The 17872-nt window shown below is 46.2% G+C and carries 16 protein-coding genes; 8 read left to right on the plus strand and 8 right to left on the minus strand.

Features of this window, described 5'->3' with window-relative positions; genetic code table 11:
• The first annotated feature begins 8 nt into the window (after positions 1–8).
• Both R7093_RS08795 and phnX read left to right on the plus strand, forming a co-directional pair.
• Positions 9–1388: an aspartate aminotransferase family protein gene (locus R7093_RS08795; protein ID WP_318146620.1), complete on the plus strand. Its 1380-nt coding sequence runs from the start codon at positions 9–11 to the stop codon at positions 1386–1388.
• A gap of 75 nt (positions 1389–1463) precedes the next feature.
• A complete protein-coding gene (phnX, locus tag R7093_RS08800) occupies positions 1464–2279 on the plus strand; it encodes a phosphonoacetaldehyde hydrolase (RefSeq protein ID WP_047478372.1) in 816 nt (271 codons plus the stop codon).
• A gap of 84 nt (positions 2280–2363) precedes the next feature.
• Here phnX and R7093_RS08805 read toward each other — a convergent pair whose 3' ends face one another.
• The gene (locus tag R7093_RS08805) at positions 2364–2726 is read right to left on the minus strand and encodes an ATPase (protein WP_011999176.1); all 363 of its coding nucleotides are present in this window, start codon (positions 2724–2726) and stop codon (positions 2364–2366) included.
• A 9-nt stretch (positions 2727–2735) separates the two neighbouring features.
• Complete coding sequence (locus tag R7093_RS08810) at positions 2736–4766, minus strand: S8 family serine peptidase (RefSeq protein WP_025768035.1); 2031 nt, start codon at positions 4764–4766, stop codon at positions 2736–2738.
• A 466-nt stretch (positions 4767–5232) separates the two neighbouring features.
• Here R7093_RS08810 and R7093_RS08815 point away from each other — a divergent pair, with 466 nt between their 5' ends.
• The gene (locus R7093_RS08815) at positions 5233–6489 is read left to right on the plus strand and encodes a type 2 secretion system lipase (protein WP_318146621.1); all 1257 of its coding nucleotides are present in this window, start codon (positions 5233–5235) and stop codon (positions 6487–6489) included.
• A gap of 151 nt (positions 6490–6640) precedes the next feature.
• Here R7093_RS08815 and R7093_RS08820 read toward each other — a convergent pair whose 3' ends face one another.
• Positions 6641–7243: a TetR/AcrR family transcriptional regulator gene (locus R7093_RS08820; protein ID WP_047102806.1), complete on the minus strand. Its 603-nt coding sequence runs from the start codon at positions 7241–7243 to the stop codon at positions 6641–6643.
• Positions 7244–7354: 111 nt separating this feature from the next.
• Between R7093_RS08820 and R7093_RS08825 the strand changes: the two genes are divergently transcribed.
• Positions 7355–7897, plus strand: coding sequence for a carboxymuconolactone decarboxylase family protein (locus R7093_RS08825; RefSeq protein WP_005374097.1), 543 nt, complete (start codon positions 7355–7357; stop codon positions 7895–7897).
• A 96-nt stretch (positions 7898–7993) separates the two neighbouring features.
• Here the strand turns inward: R7093_RS08825 and R7093_RS08830 are convergent, their stop codons facing one another.
• The 3 genes from R7093_RS08830 to R7093_RS08840 are packed head-to-tail and all read right to left on the minus strand — an operon-like array spanning position 7994 to position 12526.
• Positions 7994–9370 carry an efflux transporter outer membrane subunit gene (locus R7093_RS08830; RefSeq protein WP_080960099.1) on the minus strand — a complete coding sequence of 459 codons (1377 nt, stop codon included), beginning with the start codon at positions 9368–9370 and terminating at the stop codon, positions 7994–7996.
• A 14-nt stretch (positions 9371–9384) separates the two neighbouring features.
• Complete coding sequence (locus tag R7093_RS08835) at positions 9385–11349, minus strand: MacB family efflux pump subunit (RefSeq protein ID WP_047102808.1); 1965 nt, start codon at positions 11347–11349, stop codon at positions 9385–9387.
• Position 11350: 1 nt separating this feature from the next.
• A complete protein-coding gene (locus tag R7093_RS08840) occupies positions 11351–12526 on the minus strand; it encodes an efflux RND transporter periplasmic adaptor subunit (protein WP_047102809.1) in 1176 nt (391 codons plus the stop codon).
• Positions 12527–13298: 772 nt separating this feature from the next.
• Here R7093_RS08840 and R7093_RS08845 point away from each other — a divergent pair.
• From R7093_RS08845 to R7093_RS08860, 4 genes are all read left to right on the plus strand, one after another.
• On the plus strand, positions 13299–14642 hold the full coding sequence (locus tag R7093_RS08845) for an OmpP1/FadL family transporter (RefSeq protein ID WP_025768039.1): 1344 nt from the start codon (positions 13299–13301) through the stop codon (positions 14640–14642).
• A 78-nt stretch (positions 14643–14720) separates the two neighbouring features.
• Positions 14721–15440, plus strand: coding sequence for a carbonic anhydrase (locus R7093_RS08850; protein ID WP_005374104.1), 720 nt, complete (start codon positions 14721–14723; stop codon positions 15438–15440).
• Between the two features lie 79 nt (positions 15441–15519).
• On the plus strand, positions 15520–16071 hold the full coding sequence (locus R7093_RS08855; protein WP_258477310.1) for a YtfJ family protein: 552 nt from the start codon (positions 15520–15522) through the stop codon (positions 16069–16071).
• A gap of 20 nt (positions 16072–16091) precedes the next feature.
• Positions 16092–16526: a hypothetical protein gene (locus R7093_RS08860; protein WP_258477312.1), complete on the plus strand. Its 435-nt coding sequence runs from the start codon at positions 16092–16094 to the stop codon at positions 16524–16526.
• Between the two features lie 79 nt (positions 16527–16605).
• Here the strand turns inward: R7093_RS08860 and R7093_RS08865 are convergent, their stop codons facing one another.
• Together R7093_RS08865 and yjjG are read right to left on the minus strand one after the other, a co-directional pair.
• Complete coding sequence (locus R7093_RS08865) at positions 16606–17145, minus strand: NUDIX hydrolase (protein WP_318146622.1); 540 nt, start codon at positions 17143–17145, stop codon at positions 16606–16608.
• A gap of 51 nt (positions 17146–17196) precedes the next feature.
• Complete coding sequence (yjjG, locus tag R7093_RS08870; protein WP_029855395.1) at positions 17197–17871, minus strand: pyrimidine 5'-nucleotidase; 675 nt, start codon at positions 17869–17871, stop codon at positions 17197–17199.
• Position 17872 lies beyond the last annotated feature (1 nt).

Genomic DNA, 17872 nt, shown 5'->3' on the forward strand with positions numbered 1-17872 from the left:
AGAGCGTTATGACTCAGAATATCAAACCGACCCATTTCCGCAGCGAAGGCGATGTCAACACAACACCAGCGCGCCAAGCTTGGAATGCATCGATGGATGACGAACGCACACAAACATTATTGAAGCGTGATTCGGAGGTCTTTCTTCATCAAGCTATGTCGACGCCTTGCTTAGATACCTTGGAAGCAGCAGAAGGCATCTACATCCAAGATGCCACGGGCAAAAAGTACATGGATTTCCATGGCAATAACGTCCACCAGTTGGGCTACGGTCACCCGCATGTGATGAAACGCGTGCAAGAGCAAATTGCCAAACTGCCGTTTTCACCACGTCGTTTTACCAACGAGACCGCGATTGAATGTGCCGAAAAGCTCACCCAAATCTGTGGCGGTGAATTGAACCGTGTGCTGTTTGCTCCGGGTGGCACATCTGCGGTTGGTATGGCTCTTAAATTAGCACGCCACATCACGGGCAACTACAAGGTGGTGTCTCTGTGGGATTCCTTCCACGGCGCATCATTGGATGCCATCTCAGTAGGTGGCGAAGCGTGTTTCCGACAAGGCATGGGGCCATTAATGGCAGGTGTTGAGCGCATTCCACCAGCCGTATCTTACGGTGGTGCTTTCCCAGTCGCGGACGGCAGCGACGTGCATTACGCCGACTACCTTGAATACGTGATTGAGAAAGAAGGTGGCGTGGGCGCGTTTATCGCAGAAGCGGTTCGTAATACCGACGTACAAGTGCCGAGTAAAGCCTATTGGAAACGCATCCGCGAAATCTGTGACAAACACAATGTCATGCTGATCATCGACGACATCCCTAACGGCATGGGTCGCAGCGGTGAATGGTTTACCTACCAAGCCTATGACATCGAGCCAGATATGCTCTGCATCGGTAAAGGTTTGGGCGGAGGGTTAGTGCCTATCGCGGCCATGGTAACCAAAGACAAATACAACACCGCCGAGCAAATCTCCATGGGCCATTACACTCATGAGAAAAGCCCTATCGGTTGTGCTGCAGCACTGGCAACCATGGAAGCTATTGAGCAAGACGGCTTGCTAGATAAAGCCAAAGCTGACAGCCAGTTCATGCGTGAAAAGCTGCTAGAGATGAAAGCTAAGTACCCAGTGATTGGTGATGTGCGTGGCATCGGCATGTTATGGGGCATTGAACTGGTCACTGACCACGAAAGCAAAGCACGCGCGTATGACGAAGCGGAAGCTGTGTTGTACCAATGCCTCAACAATGGCGTGAGCTTCAAGGTATCGCAAGGCAATGTGATTCAACTCAGCCCACCGCTGATCATCACTCGCGAACAACTGACAGAAGCGTTGGCGATCTTTGAAGAAGCGATCGCCAAAGTGTGCAAAGACTTTAACTACTTCTAACCTCAAAACCAATTTATCCTGAGCGCAGTTCCAATGTGTAGGCAGCGCTCTGGCAAGCAAGAAAAAGGATTGAACATGAGCAACTCACCAATTCAAGCAGTGATCTTTGACTGGGCTGGCACTATCGTCGATTTCGGCTCTTTTGCGCCAACCAGTATCTTTGTGGAAGCGTTCAAACAAGGCTTTGATTTCGATATCGATCTTGAGGAAGCGCGCGAACCAATGGGGCTTGGTAAGTGGGATCACATCCAAGCTGTGGGTCGTATTCCTGCAGTTGATAAGCGTTGGAATGAGAAGTTTGGTCGCTCAATGACCAGCGAAGACATCGACGCTATCTACGCAGCATTCATGCCTTTGCAAAAAGCAAAAGTGGCGGACCATGCAGACCCAATCCTTAATGCGATTGAAGTTGTAAACGGTCTGAAAGACAAAGGCATCAAGATCGGTTCTTGTTCTGGTTACCCTCGCGAAGTGATGGACGTATTGATTCCAGTGGCGGCGGATTACGGCTACAAACCAGATTACGTAGTAGCAACGGATGACCTGCCACAAGGTGGTCGCCCTGCACCATTTATGGCACTGAAGAACGTGATTGAACTGAATGTAACGGACGTTAACGCGTGTATCAAAGTGGATGACGCCGCACCGGGCATCGATGAAGGTCATAACGCTGGTATGTGGACCGTTGGTCTATTACTTTCTGGTAACGAAGCAGGTCTAACGTTTGAAGAATACCAAGCTGCGGACGAAGCAACGCTTAATGCCGCTCGTGAAAAAGCGCGCGCAAAATTGCTAAAGAGCTCGCCGCATTACCTAATCGATACGATTGCCGACTTCCCAGAAGTGGTTGCAGATATCGAACGTCGCCTAGCAGCAGGTGAACGTCCGTAATCTTCATCTTCCACTAACAAATGAAACAAACGCCCCTCACGTGAGGGGCGTTTTTCTTTTTGGCACTATCTTAGAAAGTTTGGCTTATTGAAGCGTAGTTCCGTTAGATAGCAGCTTTCTTGTCGGCTCTTGCTCAGTGTATTCGACCGCATCGTGATCCGCGAGCTTATCGACTTCCGCCTGTTCACCCACCACAACCAACACGTGTTGTTTCACCAGAGCGTCGACCACTTCAATGTTGTGCTGACGAAGAAGCGCTCTCACTTCGCTCTCTTTTCCTTCATGATACTTAACAAAGTAACGCGCAGGTTGCTGCTCGGCTTGATCTTGGCGTTCATCCACGAGAGGAAATCCTTGATTGTTTGCCAAGCTGCTTGAGCTCAGTCCGATTGCCAATAGTGCGGTAGCGCCTACCACAGACAAAGAAAGTAAGGTCAACTTCTTCATAGTCACTCCTTATTGAAAGGTCAGAGTCCAACTGTTGATGGTGCCTGTGTCTCTTCTGGCACTGTCTACCGCTTTTAGTTCCCATGTACCTTGCGATTCAAAACCAGAAAAATCCGCTTGGAACGTGTTTTTTATATCGTTAGCGCTGCCGCCAGTATTATTGTGAAGTACAACTTCTCCACCAGTCGGTGACGTTAAAGTCACTCGTAGATCACCGATGTAAGTGTGGCTAATATCAACGTCAATACTTACTGTGCCTGAATCACCAGAGCGATCGACTTCTACTGCACTGATTGCGCCAGAAGATTTATTATCTGGAATCGCAACAGGGCTGGTATTTGAGAAGCTAGAGTCCGAAGAGCTACCACCATCAGGTCCATTACAGCCAGCGTCCAAGAACAGCTTCGCCGCTTCAGCATTAACTAGGCCGTGGCCAGTACGGTTGTCTCGACCAGCAACATCAATATCTGTTGCAGTTTTCACTAGGGCATTACGTACTTGCGCTGCTGTACAGGTTGGGTGGTAACTCCACACCAAGCCAGCTACGCCCGTTACGTGCGGTGTCGCCATTGATGTACCATTGTAGTACTCGTAATCTTCACCAGAGGTTGTTGCAACAGTAATTTCCTGGCCAACATACCCCAATAGCTCTTGACCAAATGCACGATCAACCGTTACCGAAACCATACGATAAGCGTTGTTTGTGTCTACCAAGAAAGGGTTTTGTAAACCAGGTAGTTCAGAGTTGCTGTATACGATTGCAGCTCGCGCACCCGCATTGTAACAAGCCTGAACCGCATCTACTTCAGGGTAGTTTCCTGAAGACTGGTTGCCGATACGCTCAGTCAAACAAATTTTGCCCGACATATCACCACAGTTAAAGTTACCGCCAGAGACATCACAGCTATCTAGCGTTGCCGTTACTGAACCCGCGATTGGATCCGGAACATACGAAGAACCGTTATTGATCAAACGATTGTGAGGAACAATCCCACGATCAAACTGACTGACACCATTCAAGGTAATATCAGAAAGTTTACCTTCACCTACCGTAACCGTTGATAAGATCGCCACACCCGGGCCTGAGATCTCAACTTGATTAGTAGATTGTGAGAACGCTGCATGATCATTTTGATTATCAACAGCCGCAACAGACATCACTGAGTCATAAGAAGCTGGATAGCTGTGCGCTGTATTGCCATCATTACCCGCTGCGGCGATCAATAGAACGCCTTGATCGTAAATATTTTGCAGTGCATTTTGCTCAGTTCGGCTTGATTGACTACCACCAAGGCTCATGTTCACAACGTTAGCACCATTATCGGCACAGGTTTGGATTGCTTTAACAAGCCCAGATGAGTAACCCCAACCCGATTCGTTAAATACTTTCACGATGTGCAAATTCACATTCTGGTTTGGCATCACACCCTTTACACCTTCGGTGTTGGCAATCGCAGCAATCGTACCCGCGACGTGAGTACCGTGGGCATTATTGTTACCCGGATCACTCCATGATCCCGTACCACTATCGTTAGTACCAGCAACGCGGTTTCCGCTTAGGTCGTTGTGCGAAATGTCGTACCCTGAATCGATAATACATACAGTGCGATTACCCGCATTGAAGTCAGCTAGCAGTTGAGCATTAACCGCTTCATATCCCCATGGGGTCGTTTCGCTGAGCAAATAGCGAGGTGGATCGACTTCCACGTATTCCACATCACTACGGTTGCGAAGCGGCTCTAAGTCATCGCCATCCAATTCAACGCTGTAAATGGCGCGATTGCCCAGTTTTTCCACCTTACGTGCCTTCACCTGTTCTAGAACAGACTCCTGCGCGATTCGTGGCCCCCAGAATGAGTTACCACCCATTGAAGAACGGCTGACTGCATCTTCTTTGAATTTGACGATGTACTTCGTCGGTAACTTAGATTCATCAAATCCCATTGGTGGAGCCGCAAACGCTGACATCGAAGTGGTCAGTGCTATTGCTACGGCAGACAACGAAAATAAGCCTTGTTTTTTACTTGTTGTGTAGTGCATTTGCCCTATTCCTTATTTGAGCTAATTTTTATTCACTATATTCTCATGAAAAGTCATCATCATGATGTTTGCATGAGAGCTTCAGCTATAGTTTACAGAGCAAAAATGCCAAACAATTTGTTTCATGAATATACAAATTTGTACAAAAGATCATTCAATAAACACTTTAAGTTAACATTAAAAATCATCAACAAAACCTTATAAAGCAATTACTTAATTAACAAAAAGTGAATGTTAAACTAATGTTAGTGAGTAATTATTCTAAATATAACCCATTTAATCGATTGCTATGCTGAATGGATTTTTTGACCGTGGTGCCAAAACTGAAATATTGAATATTTAGTTGTTGACTGTCTTGAGCATTTACTCAGAATTAGAAGGTTTAGTGAGAAAAATTCTCATCTAAATACTGTTATAGCCGAGCGTATTCACGCATTCGGAACAATAACCATTACAAGAAGAGTGAATGATGAAAAAAACAATCACACTATTAACTGCATTACTTCCGCTTGCCTCCGCCATTGCAGAGGAGCCAACTTTATCACCAGCAATGGTTTCTGCGGCTGAAGTGGTTAGCGCGCAAGAAAATCAAACTTATACGTACGTTCGATGCTGGTATCGTACGAGCCACTCTAAGGACGATGCGGCTACCGATTGGAAATGGGCAAAAAACCAAGATGGTAGTTACTTCACTATCGATGGTTATTGGTGGAGCTCTGTTTCATTTAAAAACATGTTCTACACCAATACCTCACAAAACGTAATTCGCCAGCGTTGTGAGGAAACACTAGATCTAGCGAACGAGAACGCAGACATTACATTTTTTGCTGCCGACAATCGTTATTCTTATAACCACACGATCTGGAGCAATGATGCTGCAATGCAACCAGATCAAATCAACAAGGTAGTGGCTTTGGGCGATAGCTTGTCTGATACAGGCAACATCTTTAACGCGTCCCAATGGCGCTTCCCTAACCCTAATAGCTGGTTCTTGGGTCACTTCTCAAACGGTTTTGTTTGGACGGAATACGTTGCTAAAGCCAAAAACTTACCGCTATACAACTGGGCAGTTGGTGGCGCAGCAGGTGAAAACCAATACATCGCGCTAACTGGTGTCGGCGAACAAGTTTCTTCTTACTTAACCTACACAAAGCTGGCGAAGAACTACAACCCTGCTAACACATTGTTTACGTTAGAGTTTGGTTTAAATGATTTCATGAACTACAACCGTAGCGTGCCGGAAGTAAAAGCGGATTACGCTGAAGCTCTGATTCGTTTAACAGACGCTGGCGCGAAGAACTTCATGTTGATGACACTGCCAGATGCAACCAAAGCACCACAGTTCAAATACTCAACACAGGAAGAAATTGAAACGATTCGTGCGAAAGTATTGAAGATGAACGAGTTCATCAAAGCACAAGCGATGTACTACAAAGCCCAAGGCTACAACATCGCATTGTTTGATACACACGCACTGTTTGAGAAGTTAACCTCGGCACCAGAAGAACACGGTTTCGTAAATGCAAGCGACCCTTGCTTAGACATCAACCGTTCATCCTCTGTTGACTACATGTACACTCACTCATTACGTTCTGAATGTGCAGCATCTGGCGCAGATAAGTTCGTGTTCTGGGATGTGACTCACCCAACCACAGCAACGCATCGTTATGTGGCTGAAAAAATGTTAGAAAGCAGCAATAACTTAGAAGAGTTTCGCTTTTAATAAGCCGTTGTTGTTCATTGCAAGTTAATCTGCATAAAAATGACCACGATGCTTCGTGGTCATTTTTTATCGATATCGACCCCCGATAACGGGTTTATTTGAGCTCGCTTACTTCAAGCCGTTGATTTAGAGACGTTGACTTTGAGCAGTCTCATTCAGCGTTCTGTTTTGGTACGTTACCGCGGAAGCTGTTCACCATAATAGAGATCAACGTCTTTAAGGTTACATCATCACTACGGTATGAGTAGGCTCGTATACCCGTAAACTGAACCTGGAACAACTGAGCAAGAAGCAATGTATCCTGAGCTTCAATTTCGCCATTCTCGATTGCTCGCTCAAACAGCTTTGCAAGAAAAGATTCAAATTGGTTTGCTAAGCTGTTTGTTTGATTTCGCAGCGCATTAAAATCCTCAGCAAATTCACTTGCTGATTTGACTAACATGCACACTTCACTGGGATTGGAGTCTCGCTGATTGATAACCACATCAATCGCGAAAGCTTCTATTGCATCTAGAACCGTTGTGTTCTGAGCTAAATGCAACTCAAACAGGGCTTGTAAGTTCGCAACGTACATTTTTAGCGCTTCACAATATAGCCCCTCTTTTGACCCAAACGTCGCATAGATACTTCCAGGACGCAGATTAACGCTATCTTGCAAATCACGTGTAGATGTTGCATGAAAACCTTTCTTCCAGAATAGATCCGAGGCGGCTTTCACCACTTCATCACGTTGGAATTTCTTTGTATTCGCCATGAGCAATTATCAATTTTGAACATATGCTCAATTTTATATTGAGCGACCGCTCAAAATCAACTATCCTGTTCTTGCCTAATTCGCTCATATCCAATTACAGGAGATTTAAACATGGCAGAATTTAAACTGTATACCGCAGAAAACGCACCCGAAGGATCAAAGCACCTGATTGAAAATTCAGTCAAAGCGTTTGGCATGCTACCAAACCTTCATGCTGTTATGGCTGAAGCGCCAACCTTGCTTGAGGGTTATCAAGTTGTGCATGAGCTATTTCAACAAACATCATTTAACGCAGAAGAATTGACCGTCGTATGGCAAACCATCAACGTTGAGCATGGTTGTCACTACTGCGTTCCTGCTCATAGTGCGATCGCGGCATCAATGAAAGTGGATCAGGAGATTGTTGATGCTCTCGTCAACCAAACACCATTGGCAGACGAAAAACTTGAAACACTACGAGAGACAACGCTTCAAATGGTGCGCCAACGTGGTGTAGTGGAAGAGTCTCAGATAGAGAAGTTCTTTGCGGCGGGTTACGGACAGCAGCAACTGCTTGAAATTGTACTTGGTCTAGCGCAAAAAGTGATGAGTAACTACACCAATCACCTAGCTGACACTCCGGTTGATGCACCTTTCAAGAAGTTCGCCAAGTAACTTAAGCTTTTATTACTGGTCCCATTGATGGGACCAGTAATACCTTCAAAAAAGGCTTTGTTGCATGACGCTTCGCTAGTGTGCGCTGATCCCTAATTACAACGGCGCAACGTCGGTTCCTCCTAAAGACTGGTAAAGCGTAACCTGAGTGAGAAACTGGTTGTAGCGGTTTTCCAACAAAGAAGCTTGCGCGTTTCTGGTCTCTTCTTGGGCATTCAAATAGTCCATGATCGACGTCGAGCCATACTGATACCGCGCAGCATAAATGGACTCAGCGGCACTTGCGGCATCATATTGCTCTTGTAGACGCGCCGCCTGATACTTCAATTTTGCGCGTGCCGACAAGGCATTTTCGACATCTTGGAATGCGGCGTACAACACTTGGCGATAGCTCACAATAGCCGATTGATAGTCTAAATCGGCAATGGCTTGGCTATTTTTCATCTCATTCCACTGCAAAAACGGTAGCGTCATATCCGCACCTAAGCTGCCAATCGGGTTGGAAAGCAGGTCTTTAAGCGCTTGTGACGATCCACCCAAAGCCCCAGTGAGCGTCAGCTTGGGCAAGTAGTCCAAATCTGCTGCGTCTTTATTTGCTAGCGCGGCTTTGACTTCATAAATCGCTGCTTTAATGTCGGGTCTGCGGATCAATAAATCAGACGGAGCACCAACACTCAACGATGGCATATCGCCTTCAGGCAGCATTTGGATGTTTGCACTGATGCTCTTTGGCGGTTGATTGAACAAAATCGCAAAGGCGTTGTTTGCCTCAAGTAAACTCTGTTCAAACTCACTTTGCTGCGCTTGTAAGCTTGCCAACGTACGTTTGGCTTCAAGCACATCTAACTGATCCACAGCGCCAAGTTGGTACTGTTTTTCAATCAATTGTAGCGTTTGAGCTGCGTCTTCCACATTACGCTGACTGAGGTTTAAGCGCTGTTTTAGATAGCCGATTTGCCAATATAACGATGCCGTCGTTGCCACCAAACTTTGTGCGGTCGCCTCGCGATCTTGTTGACTTGCCACCGCCGTCCACTTGGCTTGGTCAACGTCTGCCGAGATTTTTCCCCACAAATCCAACTCGTAATTGACGGACAAGTTAGTGCTGTAGCTATCTGCCGATTCCCCGCTATCAAGAGATTTTTGAACTTGTCCTGATGTGGAAGAACTCAACGTAGGGAAAAGGTCATCTTGCGTTAAACCCAGCTGTAAACGCGCTTTCTTTAGCGTTAGCGTTGCCAGCGTCAAATCGTTGTTTTGAGCCAACACCTGAGTAATGTATTGATTAAGCGTTGGGTCGTTAAACGCCAACCACCAAGGATCCATACTGACATCACCCGCAACATGCATCTGTTGCCAATTTGCAGGCACTTGCACCTCAGGAGCTTGATAGTCGCTACGCATAAGCGAACCACAACCTGACAACCACACTGCGCTTAAGGCAGCCGCGACCAATCGAGTCTTGAATTTCATTGTGTTACTCATTTTTAGTCTCTCGCTAGCGCTTCTATCGGATCGAGTTTGGCGGCATTGCGAGCGGGTAAAAAGCCGAAAGCGATGCCAATCAACGTTGAGCAAATAAACGCCCAGATGATCGAGTTCATTGAGTAAATCATTTGGAAGCTGCTGCCAGATGTACTGAATGCAAAACCAATCAAAAATGCCAAGCCAATACCAGCAATGCCACCACACAAACACACCAGTACCGCTTCAATCAAAAACTGACGCAAAATATCCGCTTGCCGCGCACCCACAGCCATTCGTACACCGATCTCTTTCGTGCGCTCTGTCACCGACACCAACATGATGTTCATTACGCCAATTCCGCCGACAATTAGGGAGATCACCGCAATCGCTGAGATCAGTAACGTCATGGTGGCGGTGGTTTTCTCGATGCTCTGACGAATGGTGTCAGTGTTAATCGTGAAGAAATCTTCTGTACCGTGGCGCATTTTTAACAAGTTGATGATGCTCTGCTCTACCGCCGCACTTGGGGCGTTCTCATCAATCCGTACAGTAATGCCGTTGAGGTAGCGTTGTCCCATCATGCGTCCCGACATAGTGGTGTATGGCACCCAAATTTTCAGCGCGTCGCTGTTGCCAAACGCGTCTTCTTTTTTCTGCGTGACACCCACAATACGCACTGGCAATGAACCAAGAAAAATCACTTCACCAATCGGATTTCTATCCGCAAACATTTCCTTTCTGGTGTTGTCATCAATCACTGCTTCTTGGGCGAGTGAGTTCACGCTCTCTTCATCCCAAAACTGACCTTTGGCGATCTCATAACCGCGCACACGGAAATAATCTTCCCCAACCCCTTCCACAGACGCGGTTGCATCCTGATTGGCGTAACGCACGGTTAAGCTGTTGGATAAAGACGGCGTGACACTGTCGACAAAAGGTAGACTCTCCAACGATTTAGCATCGTCGGCGGTTAGCGTTTTCACTCGTCCGGAGCGGCGGTCACCAAACCCTTTGCCCGGCCTGACATCAATGGTGTTTGTTCCCATGGATGAAATATTCGACAAAATTTGCTGTTGTGAACCATTACCTAGTGCCACCACGGAAACCACCGAGGCTATACCAATAATGATGCCGAGCATGGTCAAAAACGTGCGCATTCTGTGGCTAGACATCGCCAGCAGCGCCATTTTGAGCGCGTCAATAAAACTGTCCCACTTCCACCACTTACTGGCGACTTGCGCTGGGCGATGAAAAGACGTGCTCGGTGTCTGTACTGCTTGCTCATTGATTACAACTTGTGCATTTGGCGTATCTGCAATGATTTCACCATCTTTGATTTCAATGATGCGATCCGCAAAGTTCGCCACGTTCATATCATGAGTCACTAAGATGACCGTATGCCCAAGTTGATGCAACTCTTTAAGCAGTGCCATCATCTCTTGCCCACTGTGACTGTCTAATGCGCCAGTGGGCTCATCAGCGAGAATCACCTCACCGCCGTTCATCAGTGCACGAGCAACACTCACGCGCTGTTGCTGGCCACCACTCAGTTGGCTGGGCTTGTGAGTGAAACGATCTTCCAGCCCTAAGCGAGCCAATAACGACTGCGCTCGCTCCGTTCTTTGACGATGAGGAACTCCCGCGTAAACCGCCGGTACTTCCACGTTTGCCACCGCGGTTAAATCCCCCAGCAGATGGTAACGCTGGAATATAAAGCCAAAATACTCGCGGCGCAGTTCCGCCAGTTGGTCGGATTCCAACGTCGAGACATCTTGCCCATTAATGAAGTATCGACCGCTGGACGGTTTATCCAAGCAGCCGAGCACATTCATCAGCGTCGATTTACCTGAGCCCGATGCACCCACGATCGCGACCATTTCACCGCGTTTTATCTCTAAATTAATGTGGTTCAACACGGTAAGCGACTCGTCGCCAGAGACAAATCGTCGAGTTAAATCCTCAACTTTTAAAAGCACGTCACTCATCTTAGAACCTCATTGGAGGTCGACGACGATCACCTCGGCTTGATGATTCTCCATCCATCGCATTGCCAAGAACAATTTGGTCGTCCTCCTTCAAACCTGAGAGAATTTCTGCGTTCACTTTGTTGTTGATACCCACTGTCACGGGCTTTTGCACCACTTGGCCCTGTTCAAGCACTGGCACGGTATAGTTGCCTTTGCCGCCAGATTTTTGCAGGACTTGTGAAGGGACAATCAAGGTATTTTCCGATTGCTCAAGGACAATCGAAACTTGCGCAGTCATGCCGATGCGCAAAATACCTTGCGGGTTCTTCACATCAAATACAGCGTTGTAGTAAATGGCGTCGCTATCTGAAATGCTCAAATCGCTGTCATCGCCATCCATGATGGTTGGCCCCGGCTCAATGGCGCGCAATGTGCCTTTAAACTGCTGATTCGGTTTGCCTAAAATGGTGAACAGCGCCGTTTGGCCTGGGTGAACAAAAATCACATCGGCTTCCGAAATTTCGGCTTTCACCGTCATCGTATCTAACTTGGCTAACTCGATAATAGTTGGCGTGGTTTGATTGGCGTTTACGGTTTGTCCTTCTTCCACCGCGGTGTAGACCACCGTGCCATCCATCGGTGCGTTGATGGTGGTGTAACCGAGATCTAACTGCGCATTGTCGACGTTGATTTTGGCTTTCTCGATTTCGGCATCCAGTTGCGCTAACTCGGCTTTGTAGATGGCGAGCGTCGCTTCGGCATTCTCGTAATCAGCTCGTGAGCTCGCTTTCGCCGCCAGCATGTCTTTTTGGCGCACGAATTCATAGTTTGCTTGTTTAATCTGCGCTTGCTTAGCTTGATACTGAGCATTGAGACTATTAAGAGACGCTTGGGCTTCTTTGAGGCTATTTTGCTGAGTCAGGCTGTCAATCTGTGCAATCAAATCTCCCTGTTTGATCTCATCCCCTAAGTTCACAGCGAGGCGTTGAATTTGCCCAGATACTTGCGCACCGACATTCACCAATTTGGACGCTTGCAACATGCCGTTGGCTAATACCGCCTTTTCGATATTGCCTTTGCGAACGACTTCTGTCGCGTAAGGAGAAATGGGTTCTGGACGTTGCAGATAATGATAACCACCAGCACCAATAGCAAGTAGGCCACACAAAACGAGCCATTTTTTATTGAGTTTCATAGCAGGAGTGAAGTAAATAATCGTTTTGATTTTATACTGCTATTTGTCTTAGCCGTACAGGGTACGAGACGTAAAGATAGGTAAATTAACGTCAAGATACTGAAGGAATAACATCACTAACGTGAAAAATCCGAGATATTATAGTCACTTCAAAACTTTATCATTCAATAAATATAACAAAGATCATTTTTAATATAGAAATTCAAGTTATAAGTACTATAAACAAAACTTTTAAATACCAACAAACCAGTAAAACCTAAACTTATTCAATATGCCATCCATTTAGATTTCATTATGGCCATTTTTAAATTGTTGAATTTCAAGAGGAGTTAAGTGACAAGTTAAATAAAAAAATACCCACATAACACAGGTAAGGCCGAGAGGAGTGTGTCATGTGGGTTTAAAACGATAGTTCTCTTGCTGATTCGAACTACCAACGTTGGGATGCAATGGAAATACAAATGACTCAGAGTTTCCATCACGGACACTTTATCGCTGGATTTCCCTCTATTTGTTAGGGAACAGTCAGCACAATAAAAATAGAGAAGTAATACCGCAAAAATAAAAATAGAGGTTCAGGGTTTAATTTACACTTAAATAACTACTATATTCACGCCATGAAGCATTAATAAATTCAACAATAAATATTTATTAAGTTAAATTTACTTATTGTCAGCACACTGTTAGTTTTACTCTTAAATACACTGGTCAGATTTGTTTGTTTTACTAATTTTAGTTGCAATACAACTTCTAATTAATTCATGAGAAAAACATGCAGCGACAATTAACTCTTTCACCGATTTATTTATTAATCGGGTTAGCCTCCTCGACGGCGTATGCCGGTGGTTTTCAAATTAACGAACATTCTGCGACGGGTCTTGGTCGTGCTTTTGCTGGTGATGCCGTCATTGGTGATAATGCGTCTGTAATCAGCCGCAACGCCGCAGCGATGACGCTGTTTAAACAAAATGCCTTATCGTTCGGTGTCACTTACGTCAAACCTGACGTTACCGTTAAAAATGCGCAATATCATCGAGCTAACATTAATGCGGATGTCAATGTTGGTATGGGCGGTTTTCCTCCGTCCCCTCAAGTTGACATTACCCCGTCCTTCTCTCAAACCGTGACCGACATTGATGACGTCGATGGCGTTGGTCAACCAGCCGTTGTACCCAATTTTTACTTTATTCACCCTATCAACGACGACTGGTATCTAGGCTTATCGGCATATTCCAACTTCGGAACCGACATGGAGTTTAAACCAAACTATGGCGCACCTGTTTTTGGCGGTGTCACCAGCGTAGCGAGTGTCAACCTTGGCGCAAGCTTGGCATACAAGGTGAACGACCGTTTTAGTATCGGTGGTGGTATTGATGTGATTTACGGCTCTGGTGAGCTGTACCGCGATATGGACGTGGGTGTTTGCGTTGGTGGGAACATACTTGGAAACGAACTAGAACAACGCTGTGGATCCGTAAAAGGCAACGCACTTGATGTGGAAGCAGGCGGCATTGGGCTTGGTGCGAATATTGGCATGATGTACGAGTTTAACGAACGTCATCGCTTAGGTTTAAGCTACAAGCACAGCCCTAACATAGATGCCAAGGGCGACATCCACTTTGCGGGCGAATCGTACGACTCGCTTGCTATGCCGCTACCGGATATTGCGGAGTTTTCCGGTTATCACCGCGTCTTACCTAAATTTGCCCTGCACTATTCTGTGCAGTGGATTGGTTGGTCAGCATTTGACAGCTTGAAAGCTGATGATCAGTTGCTAAAAGATTTTCAGTGGCAAGACTCCGCGCACTACTCCATCGGTGCGACTTGGTACGCCAATGAACGTTGGACACTTCGCACGGGTTACATGTTCGACAAAACACCTGTCGATGAGCTGACTTCGCTTTCTATTCCAGATTCGAACCGTCACTGGTTATCTGCGGGGGCCTCTTACCAATGGTCATCAGATACCACGGTTGACATCGGCATGACGTACTTGATTGGTGAAGATGTCAACGTAGAAGAGTACGCGTATGAAGGTGTTCCTGCACCGATGGTGACGGGCGTGACCCATTCAAATGCGTTCCTAATTGGTGCCCAGCTCAGCCACCGTTTCTAATTTGTCAGGCAGTGATCAAACCTCTAGGTCATTGCCTTGTAACAACGCTTATCGAAGCGACCGAACAGAGACATTATTATGAACAAAACACTACTTGCTTTTTCACTCTCACTTCTCACTCTAAGCGCAGCTCAGGCTTCGGAATGGGGCTATGGCAATGACAAACACGGGCCAGAGCACTGGGGAAAAATCGCCAAAGACTGCGCAACCACGAAAAACCAAAGCCCAATCAACATCGACAACCCAGCCGATGCAAAACTGGAAGCACTGAACCTTTCGTACACTGGTCAGGTCATTGGTTTAACCAACAATGGTCATACGCTGCAAGCGCAAGTGAACGGACGTAACAGCTTCACCATTGATGGCGAGACGTTCGAGCTGCAACAGTTCCATTTCCACACACCATCAGAAAACCAAATCAAAGGCCGCCAATATCCACTTGAAGCGCACTTTGTACACGCCAACGCAGACGGCGAGTTGGCGGTAATTTCGGTGATGTTTGATGCTGGCGATCAAAACGCAGCACTGTCTAAACTGATCAACGCAATCCCACAAGAGAATCAAACCACGTTCTTTAAAGATACGTTTGAGATTAACGACTTACTGCCAAAAACTGCAAACTACTATCGATTTAACGGCTCTTTAACCACACCGCCATGTTCAGAAGGTGTGCGCTGGTTTGTGCTTAAAGACACTCAAACCTTATCCAAAGATCAAGCCGCGAAACTTATGGAAGTCATGGGACAAAACAATCGTCCGCTACAACCGTTAAATGCGCGCGTTGTACTTTCTAACTAATCGCCAAATCCGATAAGGGGCATCGTATTTGCCCCTTATTTTGATTCGCTCTAACCTCACTTCGTTACAGGCCCCCCCAATGAAAACTCCATCTGTTCTGTCACTCTTACTCTCACTCGCCCCGACACTCGCCTTCTCTCATAACCTTTCTGTCGGTCAAACCACCCCTTCCGTCAGCATTGATACCTATGGCGAAATGACGCTGCAAGGAGACGATGTGGCTTATCAACCTTGGACAACTCAGCAGATGTTAGGCAAAGTCTGTGTGATACAAACCATTGCAGGTCGTAGTAAAGCCAAAGAGATGAACGCGCCGCTGATGTCAGCAATCACTGCCGCTCACTTTCCTGAAGATCAGTATCAGACCACAACCGTGATCAACCAAGAAGACGCCATCTGGGGAACCGGTACATTTGTAAAATCGTCGGCAGAGGACAGCAAAAAGACATTCTCTTGGTCTTCCATGGTGTTAGACAAAAATGGCGTATTAGCAACAACTTGGGATCTACAGCAAGAAAGTTCTGCGATTATCGTACAAAATAAACAAGGCGAAGTTTTATTCGTGAAAGAAGGGGCTTTAACTCAAGACGAAGTCACACACGTCATCGAACTGATTAAACAGAATATCTAAACCTAAGGTAAGGAAAAGCTATGAAACTGTTCAACACCCTCGCACTCTGTCTTTTAACGGCTGTAGCCTCTTTCCAATCGGTTGCAGGAGACAACGATTGGGACAAGATTGCAGATAAAACCGTCAGTTTTAAATCGGAAACCGACACAGTCAATCCACTGTCACCATTTGCTAACGCTCGTTTCAGCCACATCAAAATCAAATGTACGCAAGGTACGGTCGATCTGAAAAGCGTTAAAGTGTTCATGAAAGATGGTCAGGAAAAGACGTTCGACAGTTTAGGGGTTCTGACTAAAGGCATGTCATCAAGAAGCTTAAGCCTACCAACAAAAGATAACGCGAAGTTAGACAAAATCGAGTTGAACTATGAATCGGTTGGCAGCACTGCGCTGCAAGTCGCGGGGGTGACCAAAAAAGCGCAAGTGGAAATCTTAGGTAAGAAAATCGACGAGTAAGCGATGGCTCAACGAACTCACCCAAACTAAAAACAGCGGCACTAGGCCGCTGTTTTCATTAAAAAATCGTCATGGATAACTAAATGAATTTCTTCAGCTTCGCCAAACCATAAGCGGCGATGGTGACACAATCTTTGATCGTGCCGTCGATCATCATCTGTTCGAACTCCTCAACAGAAAAAGCGCGAGTGATCAAATCCTCTTCTTCACTGTCGAGTTGATTGCCCACGTCCGTTAAATCACTGGCGAAGTAGACGTGACATGTCTGATTCAAAAAGCCGTATGCGATAAACTGCGCGCCGACATACTCCATAGTGCTCGCCTGCATACCCGTTTCTTCACGCAGTTCGCCTTTGGCAAGCTCAAGATGATCCGCATCTGGGTTTGATTCCCACGCCCCTTGTGGGATCTCCCAACAACGTTGACCTACGGTGTAACGGTACTGCTGAACCAAGTGAATCATCCCGTTATCGATAGCCAGAATCGCAGCACAATCAGGTTTGTCGACCACACCATAGATGCCCTCTGCGCCGCTCGGACGTAAAATTTTGTCCTCACGCACCGTCATCCACTTATTCTGGTAAACGACTTTGCTGTCTAGCTGTTTGATATCTGACATGATTATTCCTTGATTTTTCTGAGGGTTACTACGGAATAATACCCGATTCGGTTACGCCACCAAAATGTTCTTTAGTTCACTCAAAGACTCAACGGTGTAATTTGGTGCGATACACTCATCGACGCTTGCGCCTGTGGTATTTAACCAGCAAGTTTCAATACCAAAATTATTACCACCCAGAATATCGGAATGCAGGTTGTCACCCACCATCAGTACGCGCGTTTTGCATGGGTTGCCCATTTGCTGCATCGCGTATTCAAAAATACCTAAGTCCGGTTTTGCTACGCCCACTTGTTCAGAGATCACCACTTTATCGAAGTACTCAGTCATCCCTGTGCGCTCAAGGCGAATTGCTTGCAACTCTGTAAAACCGTTGGTGATGATGCCCATTTTAGCTTTGCCTTGCAGCGCTTCCATCAGCTCTTTTGCACCTGGCAACAAGCTGCAAATATCGGCCATTGCTTCTAAAAATGCGCTATTGAGATCTGCTGTTGTGGTATTCAACTTCTCAGCCCACTCGGTAAAACGCTTATGTTTTAGCTCATCTGCCGTTACTTTGCCATCTTGGTAATCCACCCAAAGCGGTTTGTTTACGGTTTGGTAATGAGCAAAATCTTGTTCAGTAAAATCTACGCCTTTGCGAGAAAACATAAGCTGCAAACCTTTGAAAGCATCAAAGTGGAATAAGGTTTCGTCAGCGTCAAACAGGATCCAATCGTACTTCATT

This window comes from Vibrio sp. 1580 (genome assembly GCF_033340055.1).

Excerpts from the sequence above, each read along its gene's own strand:
- R7093_RS08795 (WP_318146620.1), top strand. The coding sequence starts at position 9 with ATGACTCAGAATATCAAACCGACCCATTTCCGCAGCGAAGGCGATGTC.
- phnX (WP_047478372.1), top strand. The coding sequence starts at position 1,464 with ATGAGCAACTCACCAATTCAAGCAGTGATCTTTGACTGGGCTGGCACT.
- R7093_RS08805 (WP_011999176.1), bottom strand. The coding sequence starts at position 2,726 with ATGAAGAAGTTGACCTTACTTTCTTTGTCTGTGGTAGGCGCTACCGCA.
- R7093_RS08810 (WP_025768035.1), bottom strand. The coding sequence starts at position 4,766 with ATGCACTACACAACAAGTAAAAAACAAGGCTTATTTTCGTTGTCTGCC.
- R7093_RS08815 (WP_318146621.1), top strand. The coding sequence starts at position 5,233 with ATGATGAAAAAAACAATCACACTATTAACTGCATTACTTCCGCTTGCC.
- R7093_RS08820 (WP_047102806.1), bottom strand. The coding sequence starts at position 7,243 with ATGGCGAATACAAAGAAATTCCAACGTGATGAAGTGGTGAAAGCCGCC.
- R7093_RS08825 (WP_005374097.1), top strand. The coding sequence starts at position 7,355 with ATGGCAGAATTTAAACTGTATACCGCAGAAAACGCACCCGAAGGATCA.
- R7093_RS08830 (WP_080960099.1), bottom strand. The coding sequence starts at position 9,370 with ATGAAATTCAAGACTCGATTGGTCGCGGCTGCCTTAAGCGCAGTGTGG.
- R7093_RS08835 (WP_047102808.1), bottom strand. The coding sequence starts at position 11,349 with ATGAGTGACGTGCTTTTAAAAGTTGAGGATTTAACTCGACGATTTGTC.
- R7093_RS08840 (WP_047102809.1), bottom strand. The coding sequence starts at position 12,526 with ATGAAACTCAATAAAAAATGGCTCGTTTTGTGTGGCCTACTTGCTATT.
- R7093_RS08845 (WP_025768039.1), top strand. The coding sequence starts at position 13,299 with ATGCAGCGACAATTAACTCTTTCACCGATTTATTTATTAATCGGGTTA.
- R7093_RS08850 (WP_005374104.1), top strand. The coding sequence starts at position 14,721 with ATGAACAAAACACTACTTGCTTTTTCACTCTCACTTCTCACTCTAAGC.
- R7093_RS08855 (WP_258477310.1), top strand. The coding sequence starts at position 15,520 with ATGAAAACTCCATCTGTTCTGTCACTCTTACTCTCACTCGCCCCGACA.
- R7093_RS08860 (WP_258477312.1), top strand. The coding sequence starts at position 16,092 with ATGAAACTGTTCAACACCCTCGCACTCTGTCTTTTAACGGCTGTAGCC.
- R7093_RS08865 (WP_318146622.1), bottom strand. The coding sequence starts at position 17,145 with ATGTCAGATATCAAACAGCTAGACAGCAAAGTCGTTTACCAGAATAAG.
- yjjG (WP_029855395.1), bottom strand. The coding sequence starts at position 17,871 with ATGAAGTACGATTGGATCCTGTTTGACGCTGACGAAACCTTATTCCAC.